This is a genomic window from Bradyrhizobium sp. CCBAU 53415 (assembly GCF_028128735.1).
GTDB lineage: Bacteria > Pseudomonadota > Alphaproteobacteria > Rhizobiales > Xanthobacteraceae > Bradyrhizobium.
Window position 1 is genome coordinate 48242 of record NZ_LBJF01000001.1, and the last position, 16441, is coordinate 64682.

The window sequence follows — 16441 nt, forward strand, 5'->3', positions numbered from 1 at the left end:
ATGGCCGAAGATGGAGGCTTCTATGCTCACAGCGACAGGTTCGGAAATTCCGTGGGCGGGTCCTCCATTCCCAAAGTCGGAGTACGATCGCCGGCAGCAGAAGGTGCTTGAAGCGGTAGCGCGCGCCGAACTTGATGCAATTGTGGTTACTGCTATCGGCCACCTCAGATATCTAACCGGCTATCATGGATTTGGTGGGTACTTCGCGCCGTTCCCATTGATTCTAGCGCCGGGCCATGCGCCGGTTCTCGTTGCAAGAGAGTACGATGCCGAGGCTGTCCGCGCCGAAGGATGCGTCGATGAGGTCATTTGTTATAGGCACCAGGGCGATCTTGCGAACACCTGTGCCGAGGTTCTTCGCCAGCATCGGCTGCAGGATCGGAGAGTGGGTCTCGAACTCGGATGTTGGAATCTGGCGCCGGCCGATGTGAGTGCACTGCAGGCACTGTGTCCAGACATGAGAGCCGCCGACGCCTCCCATCTAGTTGCGTCAGTCGCTGCAGTGAAAAGCCCGCTTGAGCTCGATGTGATGCGTCAAGCAATGTCGACAACCGATCTCGCCGTGCGCGTGTTTCGGAACTCGGTTTGCGAAGGCGTGAGCGAAGCGGAAACGTACGCAGCCATAGTTGGAGAAGCCAGCAAAACTGGCGGCGAAATATGGCGATCCGTTACTCTCGTGTTCGGTGATCGGACGAAGATGCCGCACGGTGTCCCGACCCCACACGTAATTCGAAACAATGAACCCGCCATGATTGAGATCGGCGGCGTGAAGCACGGCTATGCCGCAGGGCTGGTCCGCAGCGCGGTGGTTGGTCGGCATCGTGAGGCCGAATCGTTGCACGCTCTTTCGGTTGAAGCGCTCGAAACCGCCATTGCCGCGATTAAGCCGGGGGTAAGCGCGAAGACCGTGGACGCCGCCGCGCGCAAGGTGATTGAGCAATCTGGACGCCCGGGCGCCTTTCGCCATCGTACTGGGTACCAAAGCGGCATCCACTGGACAGAACGCGGGAACCTCAGCCTGGAGCCTGCCGCAGAGGAGATTTTGCAGCCGGGAATGACCTTTCATCTTCCCGTTATTCTGTTTGGGGAAAGCGGTCATCTGTTTGGTTGCAGCGAGCACGTGGTCGTCACAGAGTCTGGCGCGGAACTGCTCAGCCGTACAGATCACAACCTATTTCATACTGTGGGTTCCAAATGAATGGCATCGATGCGTTTCAACATCTGCTGGCGGAGGCAACTGCTTGGCGCCACCATCTTCATGAGAATCCCGAGCTGGAATATCGGCTTTACAACACGGCTAGGTTTTTAGCCGAGAAGCTCGCTTCTTTCGGCGTTGATCATATCGAAACGGGGATAGCTGAAACTGGTATCGTCGCCTTGATTGACGGCAAATGTGGAAACGGGCCGACTATCGCACTGCGCGCGGATATGGACGCGCTGCCGATACTTGAACGGTCTGAGAAGCTCTGGTCGTCGAAAGTGTCGGGCAAGATGCACGCCTGTGGGCATGATGGTCACATGGCCATGCTATTAGGCGCCGCGAAATACCTTGCGACGACTCGGCGCTTCAAGGGATCGGTGGCGTTGATATTCCAGCCTGCTGAAGAGAGTGGAGAGGGCGGCCAAAGGATGGTTCAGGCAGGAATCATGGACAGATTCTCAATAGCGAAGGTGTTCGGCCTGCACAATGTGCCAGGAATCGACGTCGGCAAGTTCGGGATCTGCCCAGGTCCGATCATGGCCGCTCTCGACGAGTTCGACCTCATCGTGAAGGGAAGGGGCGGCCATGCCGCCAAGCCTCATGAGGCCATCGATCCGGTAGTCATCGCCGCACAGATCATCGTCGGCCTGCAAACCTTGGTTTCTCGGAACACAAACCCGATGGAGGCGCTCGTGATATCGGTCACCAAACTCAACGCCGCTCAGGCCTACAACGTCATTCCGGACGAGGTAGAGCTGGCGGGTAGCGTCCGAACTCTTGTGGCCGGCTTGCGCGACTTCGCACAAGGGCAGATAGTTGCGGCTGCGCGAGGCATAGCGCGGGGATTTGGCGCAGATGTCGAATTTGGGTACCGCAGGTCCGCGCCGGTCACGATCAATCATCCGGAAGAAACAAACTTGGCGGTCAAAGCAGCATGCAATCTGGTTGGACCGGCTTGCGTCGATGAGAAGACAAGCCCACGGATGGGCTCGGAAGATTTCGCCTACATGCTTGAAGCAAGGCCGGGCGCAATCATCTTTCTTGGCAACGGATCGACATCTAGCTTACACCACCCGGGATATGACTTCAATGATGACGCCTTGCCTTATGGGATCGGCTATTGGGCGAACGTCGTCGAGACGGTGCTGGCCTCTGATGTGTAGCGGTGACCGCACCACCACCTGTCCACATCTAAGCCAGGGATACAGTTACGATAGAATTGCTCGGTGTTTCCGATTGCAGCAATAGCCCTCGGCTCCTTGCAAATCTTGAACTGTGGGTCGAAAAGTACAAACCACCGAGCGTACAAATGCCTTCGCTACTTGTGCGCGCCGATCCTGCGCTTCAGCCAATCAGTTTACAAGTGCCCGGTCGGCTACTTGAGTGAGCCGATGTTGGCGAACGCGACACTTTGTATCGGCAATCAGACGCCGATGGACACTTGAGTGCATGGCTTCACTGGCGAGGTCAAGCTACGCGCGCCGACTTTACTGGCTTCCGCCAAGCCCGAGAGCGTGCTCGAACTGACATGCCAATGCTGGCAGACGAGCTGCGATACCAGTACTCATGGAACTGCGAACTGAGGACGATGTAGGGGAAGAAACGTCATGTACTGAGCTCGGTTCCGCGGCTGCTTCTATAGCTACGCTGTTCGCAGAGAGTCAGGTTCGCCAGAACTCCGCGGCGGCAAACCAGATGCATCAAGCCTCGGTAGCGCCTCGGTTACGCGTAGCAACACATGTTTTAAGAAGAGAGGAGGGAGATGCCAAGACATTCGAGATCTGCTTCCCGTGGAATGCGTTCGCCAAGGCACGCTCTGGATCGGTGGACAATGGTGCTGCGCGACTGATGCTGGTACGTTCGCAGTCACGAGCCCGATTGATGCCCGGCATCTGATGGTCGCATCGAGAGCGCAGGCCGCAGATGCGGATCGGGCCGTGCGGGCCGCTGACGCCGCCGCGGCGTCGTGGACCTGAGATAGCGGCAAGCGTACCGGCTGTTGCTCCGCATCGCGCAGGAGATCCGGAAACATGCCCAAGGGCTTGGCACGATTGAGACGCTCGACAGCGGAAGACCGATCAGCGAGACCACAACCGATTCCGTGCAGCATGCGGCCCGGCTTTTCGATTATTACGCCAGCCTAGCTGACAAGCTGCACGGCAGCACTGTGCCGATGGGAAATGACGCGACGGAACTCGTCGAGCGAGAGCCATTCGGGGTCATAGGAGCGATTTCGGCGTGGAATTATCTCTTGTTGAATGCAGCAACGAAGATCGCGCCAATCATCGCCTGTGGAAATACGATTATTCTTAAGCCGGCGAGCAGAGTCCGCTGGTTACGCTTCTGTTGGCTGCGCTAATGCAGCAAGCGGGGCTGCCAGACGGTGTCGTTAATATTATTACTGGATTTGGAGCGGAAGCAGGCGCGCCGCTCATCACGCATCCGCGGGTATCGAAGATCAGCTTTACGGGATCCATGGCGACCGGCCGACGCGTTGCGGCCGCAGCCGGTGAAGCGCTCAAGGGCGTCATCCTTGAGCTTGGCAGAAAATCGCCGCTGATCGCATTCGATGACGCTGATCTGCCACGCGCAGCATCCGCCGCGGTTTTCAGCACCTTCAAGAATGCTGGCCAAACCTGCACGAGCTGCGCACGCGTTCTCGTCGCAGATCGGCCCTCTCATTTCCGCTGAGCAGCTTACGCGTGTTCGGCGCCTTACCGCGGATGTGGATGGGGGGTATGTTTGCCAAAAACACTATCGGCCCGTGGCTGGTGGACATTTCTTCCTGCCTATGATCGTGACGAAGTACGCGCTCGAAGCGATTTTGCGCGACAGGAAATTTTCGGTCCAGTCATGCGCTGCGTCCTTTCGATACCGATGAAGAAGCTTGGCAGCTTGCGAACGATATGGTTTGGCCGCCTCGGTCTGGACCTCGTCGCTTCATCGTGCCGAACGGGCCCGCCGCTTGCTGGTAAGCGGCATTGTTTGGATCAATTGTGCCCATACTCTCTCCACTGGGACCCCAATTGGTGGGCACAAGGCGAGCGGTCTTGGCATCGAGCACGGAGTGGAGGCGGCCGAACAATATATGAAGGTGAAGACGAGTGTGATCATGTCAGGTGGATGGCATAGCCCCTTTAGCATCCGACGCGACATAAGTCGAAGCGGCTGGCCTGGGTGTATGGTTCGGATGCTATCGTGAGCCAAATCGTTTGGAGGCCGCGTCAGTTAAAAGTATGACAATCATCGAAGCTCGGGCTCCCACGCGCAATATCAGGCAGCACCTGCTAGCATGACCCGGAGCAGAGCCGGTCCTGATCATCGGTTTTGCGAGACGTTCTCGTAGCAATGATTTATCGCCTTCTCAACCGCGTTGTCTGGACCTAACCGGCTTAAGCTGTTTTTTGTAGCACGTCGGACCTTTTCACATTGCGAATCCCCAACCAACTTGCGTGCGAGAACCACGCTTACCCAGTGCGACGCAGACCCAGGTCGATTTAGGCGATAACTTGCGATCCTGCTCTCGCCCTGTCGAGCGCCGCCGCTCGGTGTTTTAACCTTTGCTGTCGCATTCGGCACAAACCTACAAGACCGCTTCCGCTCAGGTTGTCCAACTTCGGACTACATGCTGCGGCTCTTGCATGGACGGCGTGTCCTTCAGCCCCTGCAGCAGCTGGCACAGCACTTGCTGGGCATGCTGCAGTGAGACGAGGCGCTTCCATGAACGTGACATCCGCGCGCACCCGAACGCCTCCCGCTAGGAGCTCTCAAACGCGTTCTGCGAACCGAAACGAAAGCAGAGACCCGAGCACTGCCTGCAGCACCATAAAGCGGAAGATTCGGGCTAGCCGATGATGGGGGCATTAGTACGGGCGTGCGATGGGGGAGTGATCGTTATTGCAGGCTGCGTTGCTGCTGACCAGCGTCGTCTAGCGAAGAACCACTACACCGGGAGAATCGACGATGAGCAAGGCAAAGTTGAACAACAAAGTCACGGGTGTTAAGGTCACCAAGCGCGCTGCGCGGATAGGCGCTGAAGTGACCAATATAAAGGTCTCGGGAGATTTGTCGGACGAGACGATCGGGGCGATCAAGGATGCCCTGCTTGAGCACAAGGTTGTGTTTTTTCGCGATCAGAGTCATCTGGATGACGCCGAGCACGAGCGGTTTGCTCTTCGTTTTGGTAGGCTTGTGGCTCATCCGACGATGGCGGTTACCAAAGGGACGACCTCAATGATTGAGCTGGATTCGGCGCGCGGCGGTAGTCGGGCCGACTTCTGGCACACCGATGTGACGTTCGTGGATGCCTATCCCAAGATTGCTGTCCTGAGAGGCGTCGTAATCCCCTCATTTGGTGGCGATACGGTATGGTCGAACACCGCGGCAGCCTATCTCTGGCTGCCAAAGCCGCTTCAACGCCTTGCAGACGAACTATGGGCAGTTCATAGCAATGCTTATGACTATACTGTAATGGGGAATGCGAGCCAGGAGGACAGACAGCATTTCGACGAGATCTACACCAGAACGGTTTATGAGACTGAGCATCCAGTCGTGCGCGTCCATCCCGAAACCGGCGAACGCACACTCGTGCTTGGCGATTTGGTGCGGCGCTTTGTCGGACTTTCCAAGTACGATGGCCAGAAATTGTTCGATCTATTCCAGTCTCACATCACCGGGCCCGAGAATACAGTGCGCTGGAACTGGAAGCAGGGTGACGTCGTCATGTGGGACAATCGCGCGACCCAACATTATGCGGTCAATGACTACGGCGATCAGCATCGCGTGGTACGTCGTGCGGTGATCGACGGCGAGGTGCCGGTGAGCGCGGAAGGTCGACGCAGCGTAACGCGGATCAAGGTCACCAAGCAGGCGCAGGCCTCCTAGGCTGCTTACCAATTTAGGGTCATACAGCTGATGAGAGCCTACCCATAACGCCGGTAGCATCTGAAGTGAATGGCTGTCGGCTTTGCGAGTGTCATGCAGACTGAGATAAAGGTGACATCTTAGTGACCTCGAATCTCCTAGCGATGTTGGTGAACTTCGGGACTCTCTGCGAAAAGCCTGCAAGCCCGCGAGTAATGGCCGCTGATGCTTGCTGTGACGATCGTACCGCTCGCACGGAGCGCTTGAACAGCCACTGCGTGTCTGATGCTACGAAATCGGTAGCGGGGACCAGTTAGTCCGTCCGGAAAGGGGCCGAGAGAGGCGCGAGGTACTCGCCATGCAGTCTAGACAAACGGCACAGGGCGAGCAGCGGATCGCCACTGGAGCAGATACGTCTGCGGCAAGAATAGGGTCGGTAAAGGTGGGCTCATCCACGAACTCAGTAAGTCGGCGCTTCGAAGAGACAAAGCACGCTTCGCCGCCTCGATGCTTCCGAGGAACGGAAAGGTCGAGGCCGGCAACGCGCTCGCACCAAAACGCCGGTCCTTCTGCGAGCGGGATATCATTGCCTGCACGCCATATGTTGGGAGGTTGCGCATTCCTACGTTGCCGCTGGGCTGAATCATGGTCCAGAGACATTCGATTTGTAATGGCACTAGAGCCACGCGACTAAGAGATCAAGCCGATGAAGATAATGGCGGTTCGCACCCACATTCTTCAAGCAGAGCTCTCAGAAGCGCTTGCGTGTTCGCGTGGTTGGTATGACGCCCGCACGGCCATGTTGGTCGAAGTTCAGACAGATCAAGGTGTCGTGGGATGGGGCGAATGTTATGGCCCCGCGCGGGTAACGGCCGCGGTGGTCGATTGCGTCGCTCCATGGCTGATCGGCGAGAATCCAGTACGCACGGACTATCTTTGGCGTATGATCTATGCACGACTCCGCGATCACGGCCAGAAAGGCGTTGTGATTCAGGCGCTCGGGGGCATCGATATCGCATTGTGGGACATCAAGGGCAAGTATTTTGACGCTCCGGTGCATCAGCTACTGGGCGGCGCGCAGCGTACCCAGATCACCGCGTACGCTACCGGCCTGTATCGACGCAGAGCAGCAGATCCAATCCACTATCTTGCCGAAGAGGCCTCAGGCTACGTCGCCGAAGGGTTTGCTGCGCTAAAGCTTCGGGTCGGCTTCGGCGTACAGGAAGATGCTGCCGTGACGCGCGCTGTGCGCGAAGCGATCGGGCCGACCGTGGCAATCATGATAGATGCAAATCACGCCTATGACAGCATTGCAGCCATCCGACTCGGGCGAATGATTGAGCAGCACGATATCGGCTGGTTCGAGGAACCGGTTCCGCCGGAAGATATTGCCGGTTATCGTGCGGTAAAGTCGGCGCTTTCGATCCCGATAGCGGGCGGCGAATGTGAGTTTACTCGGTTTGGGTTTCGGGAGCTGTTCGTCACGCACGCGCTCGACATCGCGCAGCCCGATACCTGCGCTGCAGGCGGGCACTTGCACCGCTTCGCGGAATTCGACTTCCGCCTGGGCCGGCGCTTCCTGCGGGCAAACAGCCTAATCCGAGGCCAAAATTCGTGAAGCACCGGCCAACGCGATAGGAACCGGGACTTCACTTTCGTGTTGACAAAAGGCTTGTGTATCTTATAACTTACACGTGCCGGCGATAAGAGAAACGGAGCAATTCTCCAGTTGGCTCAGTGGTTTACGCGATGCGGTGGCTAAGGCCAAGGTCTTAGTTAGGGTCGATAGACTGGCCAAGGGCAACGCGGGAGACGTCAAGCCGGTCGGGGAAGGAATAAGCGAACTTCGCATCCACCATGGTGCGGGATACCGAGTTTATTTCACCCAGCGCGGTGAAGAGTTGATCCTGCTTCTTTGCGGTGGCGACAAAGACTCACAAGACAAAGACATCGCCAACGCAAAGAAGATCGCGAGTGAGTTGGAGGAGTGAGCAATGGCCAAAACCCGACCATTTGATGCAGCAGAGTATCTAGATAGTCCAGAAGCAATCGCGGCCTATCTCAGCGAAGCATTCGAAACCAATGACCCAGCGTTTATCACTGATGCCATTGGCACCGTTGCTCGCGCTCGCGGAATGACCGCCATTGCTAAAGACGCAGGACTCTCCCGCGAGCACCTCTATAAGGCGCTTAGCTCCGAGGGGCGCCCAGAATTCGGGACCGTCCTCAAGGTGCTTGGATCTTTAGGAATACATCTACACGCAGAACCAAAAGTAGCCAAAGTCGCCTAAAGCGCAAAAGCCCGGATCACCCTCCGGGCTTTTTCTTGGCTCTCTTTTTCTTTACCTTCGGCTTTTCCTTCAGCGGCTCATGCGGCGTCTTGAGCGCGCCAAGTAGTGCAGCCTCGAAGCGCTGTTGGGCTTCTCGTTCGCTAAACCTTGTCTTCCGGCTTCTTCGTCATGCTATGACCGGCAATCCGGCTATGTATGGAGCTATCCCGTTCTGGCGATACTGGAGCAATCATCCTCGTCCACAGTCTCTTCATTCCTCGTCGGACACGGACACCGCCGCGTGTCCGCGTCGCCAAGCGCCGCCTCGAACCTCCACAACACAAAAGGAGCGCGCATGACGGGGCAACGGCCGGTCTAATGAACCGCCCCGGGTTTGCCGGAGGCTCCAACTCCTGAGAGGATGGAGCCATGACAAGCAAGACGACGAACAAGTTTTCGCCTGAGATCCGGGACCGCGCGGTTCGGATGGTTCTCGAGCACGCCGGCGAGCACCCGTCGCGGTGGGCGGCAGTGACCTCGATTGCGGCCAAGATCGGCTGCACCCCGCAGACCCTGCATGACTGGGTGAAGAAGGCCGAGGTCGACAGCGGGCAGCGGGCCGGCGTTCCAACCGAGATGGCCGAGAAGCTGAAGGCCCTGGAACGGGAGAACCGTGAGCTTCGGCAAGCCAACGAGATCTTGCGCAAGGCGAGCGCTTATTTTGCGATGGCGGAGCTCGACCGCCGGTCCAAGCCATGATCGCCTTCATTGACGAGCATCGTGGGGCGCATGGGGTCGAGCCGATCTGCAAGGTCTTGCCGATCGCCCCCTCGACCTACCATGCCCATGTGGCCAAACGGCGCGATCCCGCCAAGCTGTCGGCGCGCGCCCGGCAGGACGCAGCGCTGAAGATCGAGGTTCGGCGCGTCTTCGATCAGAACTTCTCCGTCTATGGCATGCGCAAGGTCTGGCGCCAGCTCAAACGCGAAGGCTTCGATGTTGCCCGTTGCACAGTGTCGCGACTGATGCGGGACATGGGTTTGCAGGGGGTCATCCGTGGCAAGCCCATCAGGACCACGATCAGCGACAAGGCGGCGCCATGCCCGCTGGATCACGTCAACCGCCAGTTCAAGGCGTCGAGGCCGAACGTCCTTTGGCTCTCCGACTTCACCTATGTCGCGACCTGGACCGGCTTTGTTTACGTCGCCTTCGTCATCGACGCCTATGCCCGCAGGATCGTGGGCTGGCGCGCCTCGCGCACGGCGCACGCCGGCTTCGTGCTCGATGCGTTGGAGCAGGCCCTGCATGATCGAAGGCCGGTCCATCGCAGTGGGCTCGTGCACCACAGCGACAGGGGCAGCCAATACGTATCCATTAAGTACACCGAGCGCCTGGCTCAAGCTGGCGTCGAGCCTTCTGTCGGCAATGTCGGAGATTCCTATGACAACGCTCTCGCCGAAACCATCAACGGTCTCTACAAAGCCGAAGTAATCCATCGGCGCGGGCCATGGCGCAGCTTCGAGGCCGTCGAGTTCGCGACCCTGGAATGGGTGGACTGGTTCAACAACCGGCGGCTCCTGGAGCCCATCGGCAACATTCCGCCGGCCGAAGCCGAGCAACGCTACTACGCCATGCTGGAACAGCCGGCCATGGCGGCATAACTTAAACCAAATGGCCTCCGGCAAACCCGGGGCGGTTCATAATTCACGGACATACAGAATCCTCCGGAATTCCTCAAAGCCTTGAATGAGGCGAGGCGGCTTTCGCCATGAGGGGTGGTGCCGCATCACATTGAAACCATCCCAGGTTGCCATCGATCAGTATACCGAGCGCGCCAAAGCCTGCGGAACGAATGAAAGAATACAGATAAGTCCGGCAAGCGCAAAAGCGGAAGGGCTACGCAGAAGGCGATGTTATAACCGAGTGGAAGGGTGCTTTGGCCGGTCAGTAGATTGATAGAGCCATGATCCAAGCCGAGGAAAACGTAAGCAGCGCGGCATTCTTCGTCTCCGCGAATTTAAGGAAGTCGATATTGCGGCTGAGTTGCGTTGAGAGAGTCTTCTCAAATGCATCCTCTTGATCGTCTTTGATGGTCAACTATCAGGTCTTTAAATCTATAAGCGAGTAGCTTGTACTCCGGCCACCGGCAGCGTCCTTTTTGAGGATGCCGTGACCGACGAGTTCGTCGATGTCCCTCGCGGCGGTAGCCTGGGAGACTTTCGTGAGTTTTGCCCATTTCGACGACGTAAGTTTTCCTTCGAATCCGTCGAAGAGGCGATTGAGCACCAGTCGCTGACGCTCATTAAGTTGCCGTGCTGCGTGAAGGTCCCAGAAGTCTGCCTTGCGGAGAATGCTGCCGAGAATGGTGTCCGCGCCATCGAAGGCGCGATCTAGGCAGTCGAGGAAACACGTTAGCCAGTCGGTGATTTCAAGACTACCTCTCTGCGTTCGCTCTAGAATGGCGTAATACTCATTCCTCTCACGGCGGATTTGAGCAGACATGCTGTAAAACCTCTGCGCGCTCTGCTCAGATCTGGCGAGAGCGAGGTCGGCGATGGCGCGTGCTATGCGGCCGTTGCCGTCCTGGAGGGATGGATAGTTACGAACCAGAGGTGCGCAAGCGCAGCTTTCAAAACTGGGTCGATGCCGCTGGCGTTCAGGATCTGCCGAAGGCATACGATCTCCTGATGCATTATCGCGCGGACAGGTGGCTTTCCCCGCTGCTCTTTGGCCTGCTCGATGCGGCTTATGCGATACTCGTTCATAAGGACACCCGTGATCTCGGACAAGCCCTTCTTTCCGAAGAAGGGGATGAGGTACTTGCGCGCTCGACGTTCGTGGCCTTTGACATAGATGGCGTTGCGCTGACCTTCCGTCAGCACAGGAAACTCTTCCGGAAACCTCTCAGCAGCGGCCAGGAAGGTTTTCTCCTTCTTGCGAGCGGTGACCTTTTCCAGGTCACCGCTTCCTCACCATCTCGCGCAACTTGAGATACCACTCCTCGGCGACTTCCTCGGCCTGCCGGAGGTCGTCCTTCTCCGTGGCGGAGCGGTACTGCTTCCCTTCGATCGTTGCGGAGCAATGGTACCGGCCGCGCTTCCCGCGGAAGTACAGGTGGACTTTGCCACCAAGGGTGATGTGGTTTGTTTGCTTCTCGGCCCTTTGCAGCGCGACTTCGTCCATGACGCTTGTCTTTCGTTGGTTGAGCCTCCGAATTGATAGACACCTGTAGGAGGCTCGAGGAGCCAGGAGGTGTCGGATGGAAAGACGTCAACGTCGGTCGTCTACGGACGACTACAAGCGGCAAGCGGTTGAACGAGCGGGCGTGTTCAATGACCACGATGGTCCGCTATGGCCGTGGGGCAAGGCACGAGACGTGCAGGGCGGTGCTGACCGCGGAAGCCGACCTGTCTCATCCGGCATCGCATTAATGATGACGAGAACTGGCTGACGATGTCCCGCAAGCGATCACAGCGCGATCCGGACAGGGCGGGTAACGGCGGTCATCTAGATCGGGAGACGCCAGGAAGAGGGTATCGGGTGCGAATGCGATCCGGGTGCCGGCCGTAGCCTCGTCAGCTTCTCGAAAGCTTGCCCGAATACTCACTGACCCACTGATCCTGGACGAGAGGCTGGCGTGGATTCACGCGCAATTGTAGATGCAAAAAAGCCGAATTCGGGACCGGTTGAGAGCTCAATCAGTGTGAGCAGGCTGACGTTACGACGCTGTTGGATTTTCGGACTCTCGCAGAACGCTTCGTCTTTTTCGCGCACCAGGCAAGGTGCTGCTGCGCGATCGCAAGGTCGGGGCGTCAGCTGCGTCTTATAAATGTCATCTTGCGCGGGCGAGTGACGCGCGCGGCGGCTCGATCGAGCCAGCGCTCAATACCAGAAAAGGGACGCGGCAAGGATACGCGTGACAAAGCACGATGAGGTCGATGACAAAGCGTTTTCGCAACTGGGCCCTATTGTCCATAGTCGCCTCCATGGTTGTCTGCCCCGCCGCAAAAGCGCAAGACCGCCGGACTATCGCCGAACCTGTTGCACCTCATACGGTCTGCGATCGCCCTGTGCCTTCCGGCAAGAACGATACAGTTAACCTACAGGACGCCATTCAACATTGCCCCGCTGGCGCTGCAGTTTATCTCGGGCGCGGCGAGTTTCACTCAGGTCCACTCGAGATAAAATCGGGCGTGACCTTATGGATCGGACGCGGTGCGGCGCTGATCGCTATTCCCGAACCAGCTGCTTACGACAGGGGCCGCGGACAGTGTGGTCGCATCACGGGTAAGGGCGACGGTTGCCGGCCATTCATCAGCTTTTCCAAAACGCGTGGCGGCGGCATCTACGGGGAGGGCATCATCGATGGTCAGGGCGGCGCAATTATGGGCGGCGGCGCCGAAACCTGGTGGCAGCTGGCCCGCCGCGCGCAAGCCGAGGGCGGCAACCAGAACGCCCCGCGCTTGATCCAGATCGATCATGCGCAGGACATCACGCTCTCTGGTGTCACCTTGCGCAACGCGCCCAATTTCCATGTCGCGATGAATCGGGTCGAAGGTGCCACTTTCTGGGGCCTCACCATCGATTCACCGGCGGATGCGCGTAATACCGACGGCATCGACCCCGGCGCCAGTCAGGATGTGACCATCACCCACAGCTTGATACGCACGGGAGACGACAACGTCGCAATCAAGGCCGGCGATAATGGCTCAAGCAGCCATATTTCCATCATTGATAATTATTTCGGCTGGGGGCACGGCATGTCGATCGGCAGCGAGGTGAATTCGGGGGCTAGCGACATACTGGTGCGTAATCTGACGCTGGACGGCACGACGTCTGGCCTGCGCATCAAGAGCGATGTCAGTCGAGGCGGCTTGGTCGAGCGCGTGACTTATGAGAACGTGTGTCTAAGAGGCAACCGGTGGCCGGTGGCGTTCGACGCAAAATATGATCCGCGCGCACAAGGCACGAGGATTCCGGTCTATCGGCAGATCGTTCTGCACCATGTGCGTGGCGACAATGGTGTGCTGCTGATGCGCGGCGTAGACGAGCGGCATGCCCTTGACGTGACACTCGAGGATGTCCGATTTGCCAATTCCGCGACTTGGCAACTCGAACACGCGAAGGTGACCGCAAATCGCTCTGACGTATCGCCGCCGCTGCCGGGACGAGCTACAGAACCGCTGCCGCGCGGATCGGAGGCATGTGCCAGGGCATTCCGCGACGGCAATCGGTAAGCACGACACCCGGCGCCGAAAGGGGTGGTGAGTTCGGCATCGGCGGGCCTAAATCGCTGGTGTTGCAGAACGTCAGCCTCCTGTCCGGTACTTCGTTGCAGGCGGCCGCCGGGGTTGCAGGGCCGGAATTGCGAGAGTGACGTGCAGCTTCTGGTTTGGCGAAGAAAATGTGTTTGACCATGCACGCCGGCTATCCCGCGGCGGTATGCGTCGAGCGCGCCCCGAACTCAATGAAGGGTGAGATCACATGCGAATTTTCGTGCCGTCTGCGCTTCTGGCCGGATGTTTCTGCATCTCGGCAGCGTACGCTCAGCCACTATTGGTGTCGCATGCCGGAAATGCAGACTATCACTCCGTGCAGCAAGCCATCGACGCGTTGCAGGCGGAAGGCGGAATTGTCCTGATCGCGCCGGGCATCTATCGCGAGAAGGTCAAAATCTCCAAACCCGGTATTCATATTGAAGGGACTGGCAGGAAGCCGGAGGATACGGTCATTGTGTATGGCGACGGCGCGATTAATGTAGGAGGAACAGCCCGTTCGGCGACGCTGGATGCCGCTGGCGATGACTTCCGGCTCGAGAATCTCACCATCCAGAACGACTACGCCCTCAATCCGGCCAATCCACCCTCGCAGGCGGTAGCGCTGTCCGTTACCGGAGACAGGGACGTCGTTACGCGCGTCCGCCTGCTCGGCGCCCAGGACACGCTGTTTGCAGGCAAGGGACCAAACGGCAGAATGTCACGACAATACTTCTCGAACTGCTACATCGAAGGGCATGTCGATTTCATATTTGGCAACGCCAAGGCCTGGTTCCGGCAATGTGAGTTGCACGGCATCGCCAATCAAGCGGTCATCTATACCGCTCAGAGCAAGGCAGCGCCGGATGAGGACAGCGGCTATGTTTTTGATCATTGCAGGCTAAGTGCCGACACTGCTGCGCGCTATATCGCACTTGGCCGCCCCTGGCGCCCCTACGCCACAGTGGTCTTCCTGTCGACAAAGATAGATACAAAGGTCATTGCAGAAGGCTGGCGCGAATGGTCTCCTGGCGAGACCAGCAATTTGAGCACGAGCTATTATGCCGAATATAGATCTTTCGGCGTCGGGGCCAACCCCTCAGGTCGCGAGCCTCGCTCGCATCAACTGACAGATGGCGAAGCCGCGAAATGGTCGCTGAGAGTATTCTTCGAAGGTGCCACAGATTGGCTGCCAACGGAACCATCTCGATGGAACATAAAGCAAGGCTCACGGCGAAGGGGTTCGTGGCGATCCTCGGATGGAATGACGGCAGGAGAGCGGAAGTGATGGACAGTCGTGTGCAGCAACCAAACTGCCGGCCGAGTGCGGTGTGGCGGCGCTCCGGCTATTGGCGCACGTTCAGAAGAGCTCGTTAAGGCTCTCCTTGGCCCGCGGCACATTCGGGCCGATCCAGCCCGCATCAAATGAGAAAGCCATTTTAACCTAAAGCGTACTACGACCAGGATCGGGGCAGTGTTTGATGTCGCCGCTCGGCTTTTCGGGTCGGCAAGAATCTCCTGAACTGCATTTCTGTATCCGTGATGTCGAAATGTAGGATGACGATGTTGTCGGCCTCGATAATAACGTCCTCGACCATCTGGCGGTATTTCATCGTGATATCGGGGAAAGAGGTTCTTCTCACGGTCCATGCGGCGACGGCCCCAGCGAGCAGCCGAACGTATCAAGGAGGCTGAAAAGTGATCACGACGCAAGCGTACCTATGACATTTGCTCGTTCAAGAGTTCGCCGTGATGCTTCTCGGAAACGTGAATGTAAATCTCGGTTGTTGCTATGCTCGAATGTCCGAGAAGACGTTGAACCATTCGGATACCTACGCCGCTCTCAATCAGCAGGGTGGCCGCTGTGTGGCGTAACATGTGGGGCGTAACAACCCGTTTGACGCCCGCTTGCTCTGCAAAAGCTCGCAGCTTGGGACGGAATGTATGCGGCCTCAATCCTCGATCTCGTGAATTTAGGAAGAGCGGCCCTGGCTCCGACGAGCGGCTGCGTAGTGCAACGAGCTTCAGGAGCCTAGCTCGGAGCCGAGTATTTGCGGCTTTCAGATGACAACATACGAGATGGCCTGGAAGGCGGCGCGGGATGTGAGCTGAGTACATGCTCAATCTTATTCGCATAAAGTTTGGTTACTATCATATGGACGATGTCCGTGTTGGGAACGGATTCGTTTGGGAGACCTCGCAGGTTTATTTCAACAAGGCCGGCTCGCCGAACTTCAGTCTCTCAAAAGGACCATGGGCGAGTCATCTTGATGACTGCTGGGCCGATCTACTTGATGATGACTTCGGCCCGGACGCCAATCTGCTCGCAAGCTTGGCGATGTGGATGGTGTCGGGAGATGATCCGTCGTCGCCTGTCCTCGAACGCCTACGCTACGCCAACACACTTATCGCAGAAGCGTTTAGCGAGCCACATGATCGGATTCGTCTTGTTCGTCTAGTGGCGGCGCTGGAGGCGCTTGCCGTCCTGGCGCGCGAGGACAAGTCCCAAGGGCTCGCCCGACGGTGCGCATTTGCAGCCGGTTGGGGCGATTGCAGTCGCGCAATGCAAATCACTGAGGATGTTCAGTACGCGTACACAGTTCGCAATGCCGTAGTACACGGAGATGGGCCGGACAGCGAAGAGGCGATCTCCGCGTTCTATCCCTGGAGCGTAACCTGGCGCCGATTTACCTTGGCTTTCTTCGCCTGCATGCCAAGGCTCAGAGCCGCTATCGTCCCACCCATGTGCGGCACATTCGGCGGGCCTTCGATCGGCACATCGAAAACTTTTTTGGTTTCCAGACGATGCTTGGTAAGTTGCGATACTTGAGGAACGGAATTTGGCGATGATC

15 protein-coding genes, 1 pseudogene and 1 other annotated feature are annotated in these 16441 nt (G+C 57.9%); of the genes and pseudogenes, 13 read left to right on the forward strand and 3 right to left on the reverse strand.

Going from position 1 to position 16441, the window contains the following annotated elements:
• The first annotated feature begins 22 nt into the window (after window positions 1–22).
• From XH87_RS00165 to XH87_RS00205, 9 genes and pseudogenes are all read left to right on the forward strand, one after another.
• Complete coding sequence (locus XH87_RS00165) at window positions 23–1198, forward strand: M24 family metallopeptidase (RefSeq protein WP_271585693.1); 1176 nt, start codon at window positions 23–25, stop codon at window positions 1196–1198.
• On the forward strand, window positions 1195–2364 hold the full coding sequence (locus tag XH87_RS00170) for a M20 aminoacylase family protein (protein ID WP_271585694.1): 1170 nt from the start codon (window positions 1195–1197) through the stop codon (window positions 2362–2364). The genes XH87_RS00165 and XH87_RS00170 overlap by 4 nt, the downstream gene beginning before the upstream one ends.
• Before the next feature lie 836 nt (window positions 2365–3200).
• Window positions 3201–3892: pseudogene (locus XH87_RS36675) on the forward strand (aldehyde dehydrogenase family protein).
• Between the two features lie 220 nt (window positions 3893–4112).
• Window positions 4113–4403: an aldehyde dehydrogenase family protein gene (locus tag XH87_RS36680; RefSeq protein WP_442868224.1), complete on the forward strand. Its 291-nt coding sequence runs from the start codon at window positions 4113–4115 to the stop codon at window positions 4401–4403.
• Between the two features lie 761 nt (window positions 4404–5164).
• Window positions 5165–6085, forward strand: a complete 921-nt coding sequence (locus XH87_RS00185) for a TauD/TfdA dioxygenase family protein (protein WP_271585697.1) — start codon at window positions 5165–5167, stop codon at window positions 6083–6085.
• Between the two features lie 685 nt (window positions 6086–6770).
• Window positions 6771–7682: a mandelate racemase/muconate lactonizing enzyme family protein gene (locus tag XH87_RS00190; RefSeq protein ID WP_271585698.1), complete on the forward strand. Its 912-nt coding sequence runs from the start codon at window positions 6771–6773 to the stop codon at window positions 7680–7682.
• A 76-nt stretch (window positions 7683–7758) separates the two neighbouring features.
• Entirely contained in the window at window positions 7759–8055 is a 297-nt protein-coding gene (locus XH87_RS00195; protein WP_271585699.1) for a type II toxin-antitoxin system RelE/ParE family toxin, read from the forward strand.
• Between the two features lie 3 nt (window positions 8056–8058).
• The gene (locus XH87_RS00200) at window positions 8059–8355 is read left to right on the forward strand and encodes an addiction module antidote protein (RefSeq protein WP_271585700.1); all 297 of its coding nucleotides are present in this window, start codon (window positions 8059–8061) and stop codon (window positions 8353–8355) included.
• Between the two features lie 408 nt (window positions 8356–8763).
• Window positions 8764–9995, forward strand: a protein-coding gene (locus XH87_RS00205; protein ID WP_271585701.1) for an IS3 family transposase whose coding sequence is annotated in 2 segments (ribosomal slippage) — window positions 8764–9055 and window positions 9055–9995 — 1233 coding nt in all. Because the reading frame shifts where the segments join, the coding sequence is not laid out codon by codon here.
• Window positions 9048–9164 (forward strand) — a sequence feature (AL1L pseudoknot). (Overlaps the previous gene by 117 nt.)
• Before the next feature lie 439 nt (window positions 9996–10434).
• Here XH87_RS00205 and XH87_RS00210 read toward each other — a convergent pair.
• On the reverse strand, window positions 10435–10836 hold the full coding sequence (locus XH87_RS00210) for a Fic family protein (protein WP_271585702.1): 402 nt from the start codon (window positions 10834–10836) through the stop codon (window positions 10435–10437).
• Between the two features lie 89 nt (window positions 10837–10925).
• On the opposite strand from XH87_RS00210, the gene XH87_RS00215 reads away from it, so the two are divergent.
• Window positions 10926–11324, forward strand: a complete 399-nt coding sequence (locus tag XH87_RS00215; protein WP_271585703.1) for a hypothetical protein — start codon at window positions 10926–10928, stop codon at window positions 11322–11324.
• Here XH87_RS00215 and XH87_RS00220 read toward each other — a convergent pair.
• On the reverse strand, window positions 11293–11517 hold the full coding sequence (locus tag XH87_RS00220) for a hypothetical protein (RefSeq protein ID WP_271585704.1): 225 nt from the start codon (window positions 11515–11517) through the stop codon (window positions 11293–11295). The two genes, XH87_RS00215 and XH87_RS00220, sit on opposite strands and share 32 nt — an antisense overlap.
• 755 nt (window positions 11518–12272) lie before the next feature.
• On the opposite strand from XH87_RS00220, the gene XH87_RS00225 reads away from it, so the two are divergent.
• Window positions 12273–13571, forward strand: a complete 1299-nt coding sequence (locus tag XH87_RS00225; RefSeq protein WP_271585705.1) for a glycoside hydrolase family 28 protein — start codon at window positions 12273–12275, stop codon at window positions 13569–13571.
• A 247-nt stretch (window positions 13572–13818) separates the two neighbouring features.
• Window positions 13819–14877: a pectinesterase family protein gene (locus XH87_RS00230; RefSeq protein ID WP_271585706.1), complete on the forward strand. Its 1059-nt coding sequence runs from the start codon at window positions 13819–13821 to the stop codon at window positions 14875–14877.
• A gap of 431 nt (window positions 14878–15308) precedes the next feature.
• Here XH87_RS00230 and XH87_RS00235 read toward each other — a convergent pair whose 3' ends face one another.
• Window positions 15309–15725, reverse strand: coding sequence for a tyrosine-type recombinase/integrase (locus XH87_RS00235; protein WP_333909159.1), 417 nt, complete (start codon window positions 15723–15725; stop codon window positions 15309–15311).
• On the opposite strand from XH87_RS00235, the gene XH87_RS00240 reads away from it, so the two are divergent.
• On the forward strand, window positions 15706–16419 hold the full coding sequence (locus XH87_RS00240; protein WP_271585708.1) for a hypothetical protein: 714 nt from the start codon (window positions 15706–15708) through the stop codon (window positions 16417–16419). The two genes, XH87_RS00235 and XH87_RS00240, sit on opposite strands and share 20 nt — an antisense overlap.
• The last annotated feature ends 22 nt before the right edge of the window (window positions 16420–16441 follow it).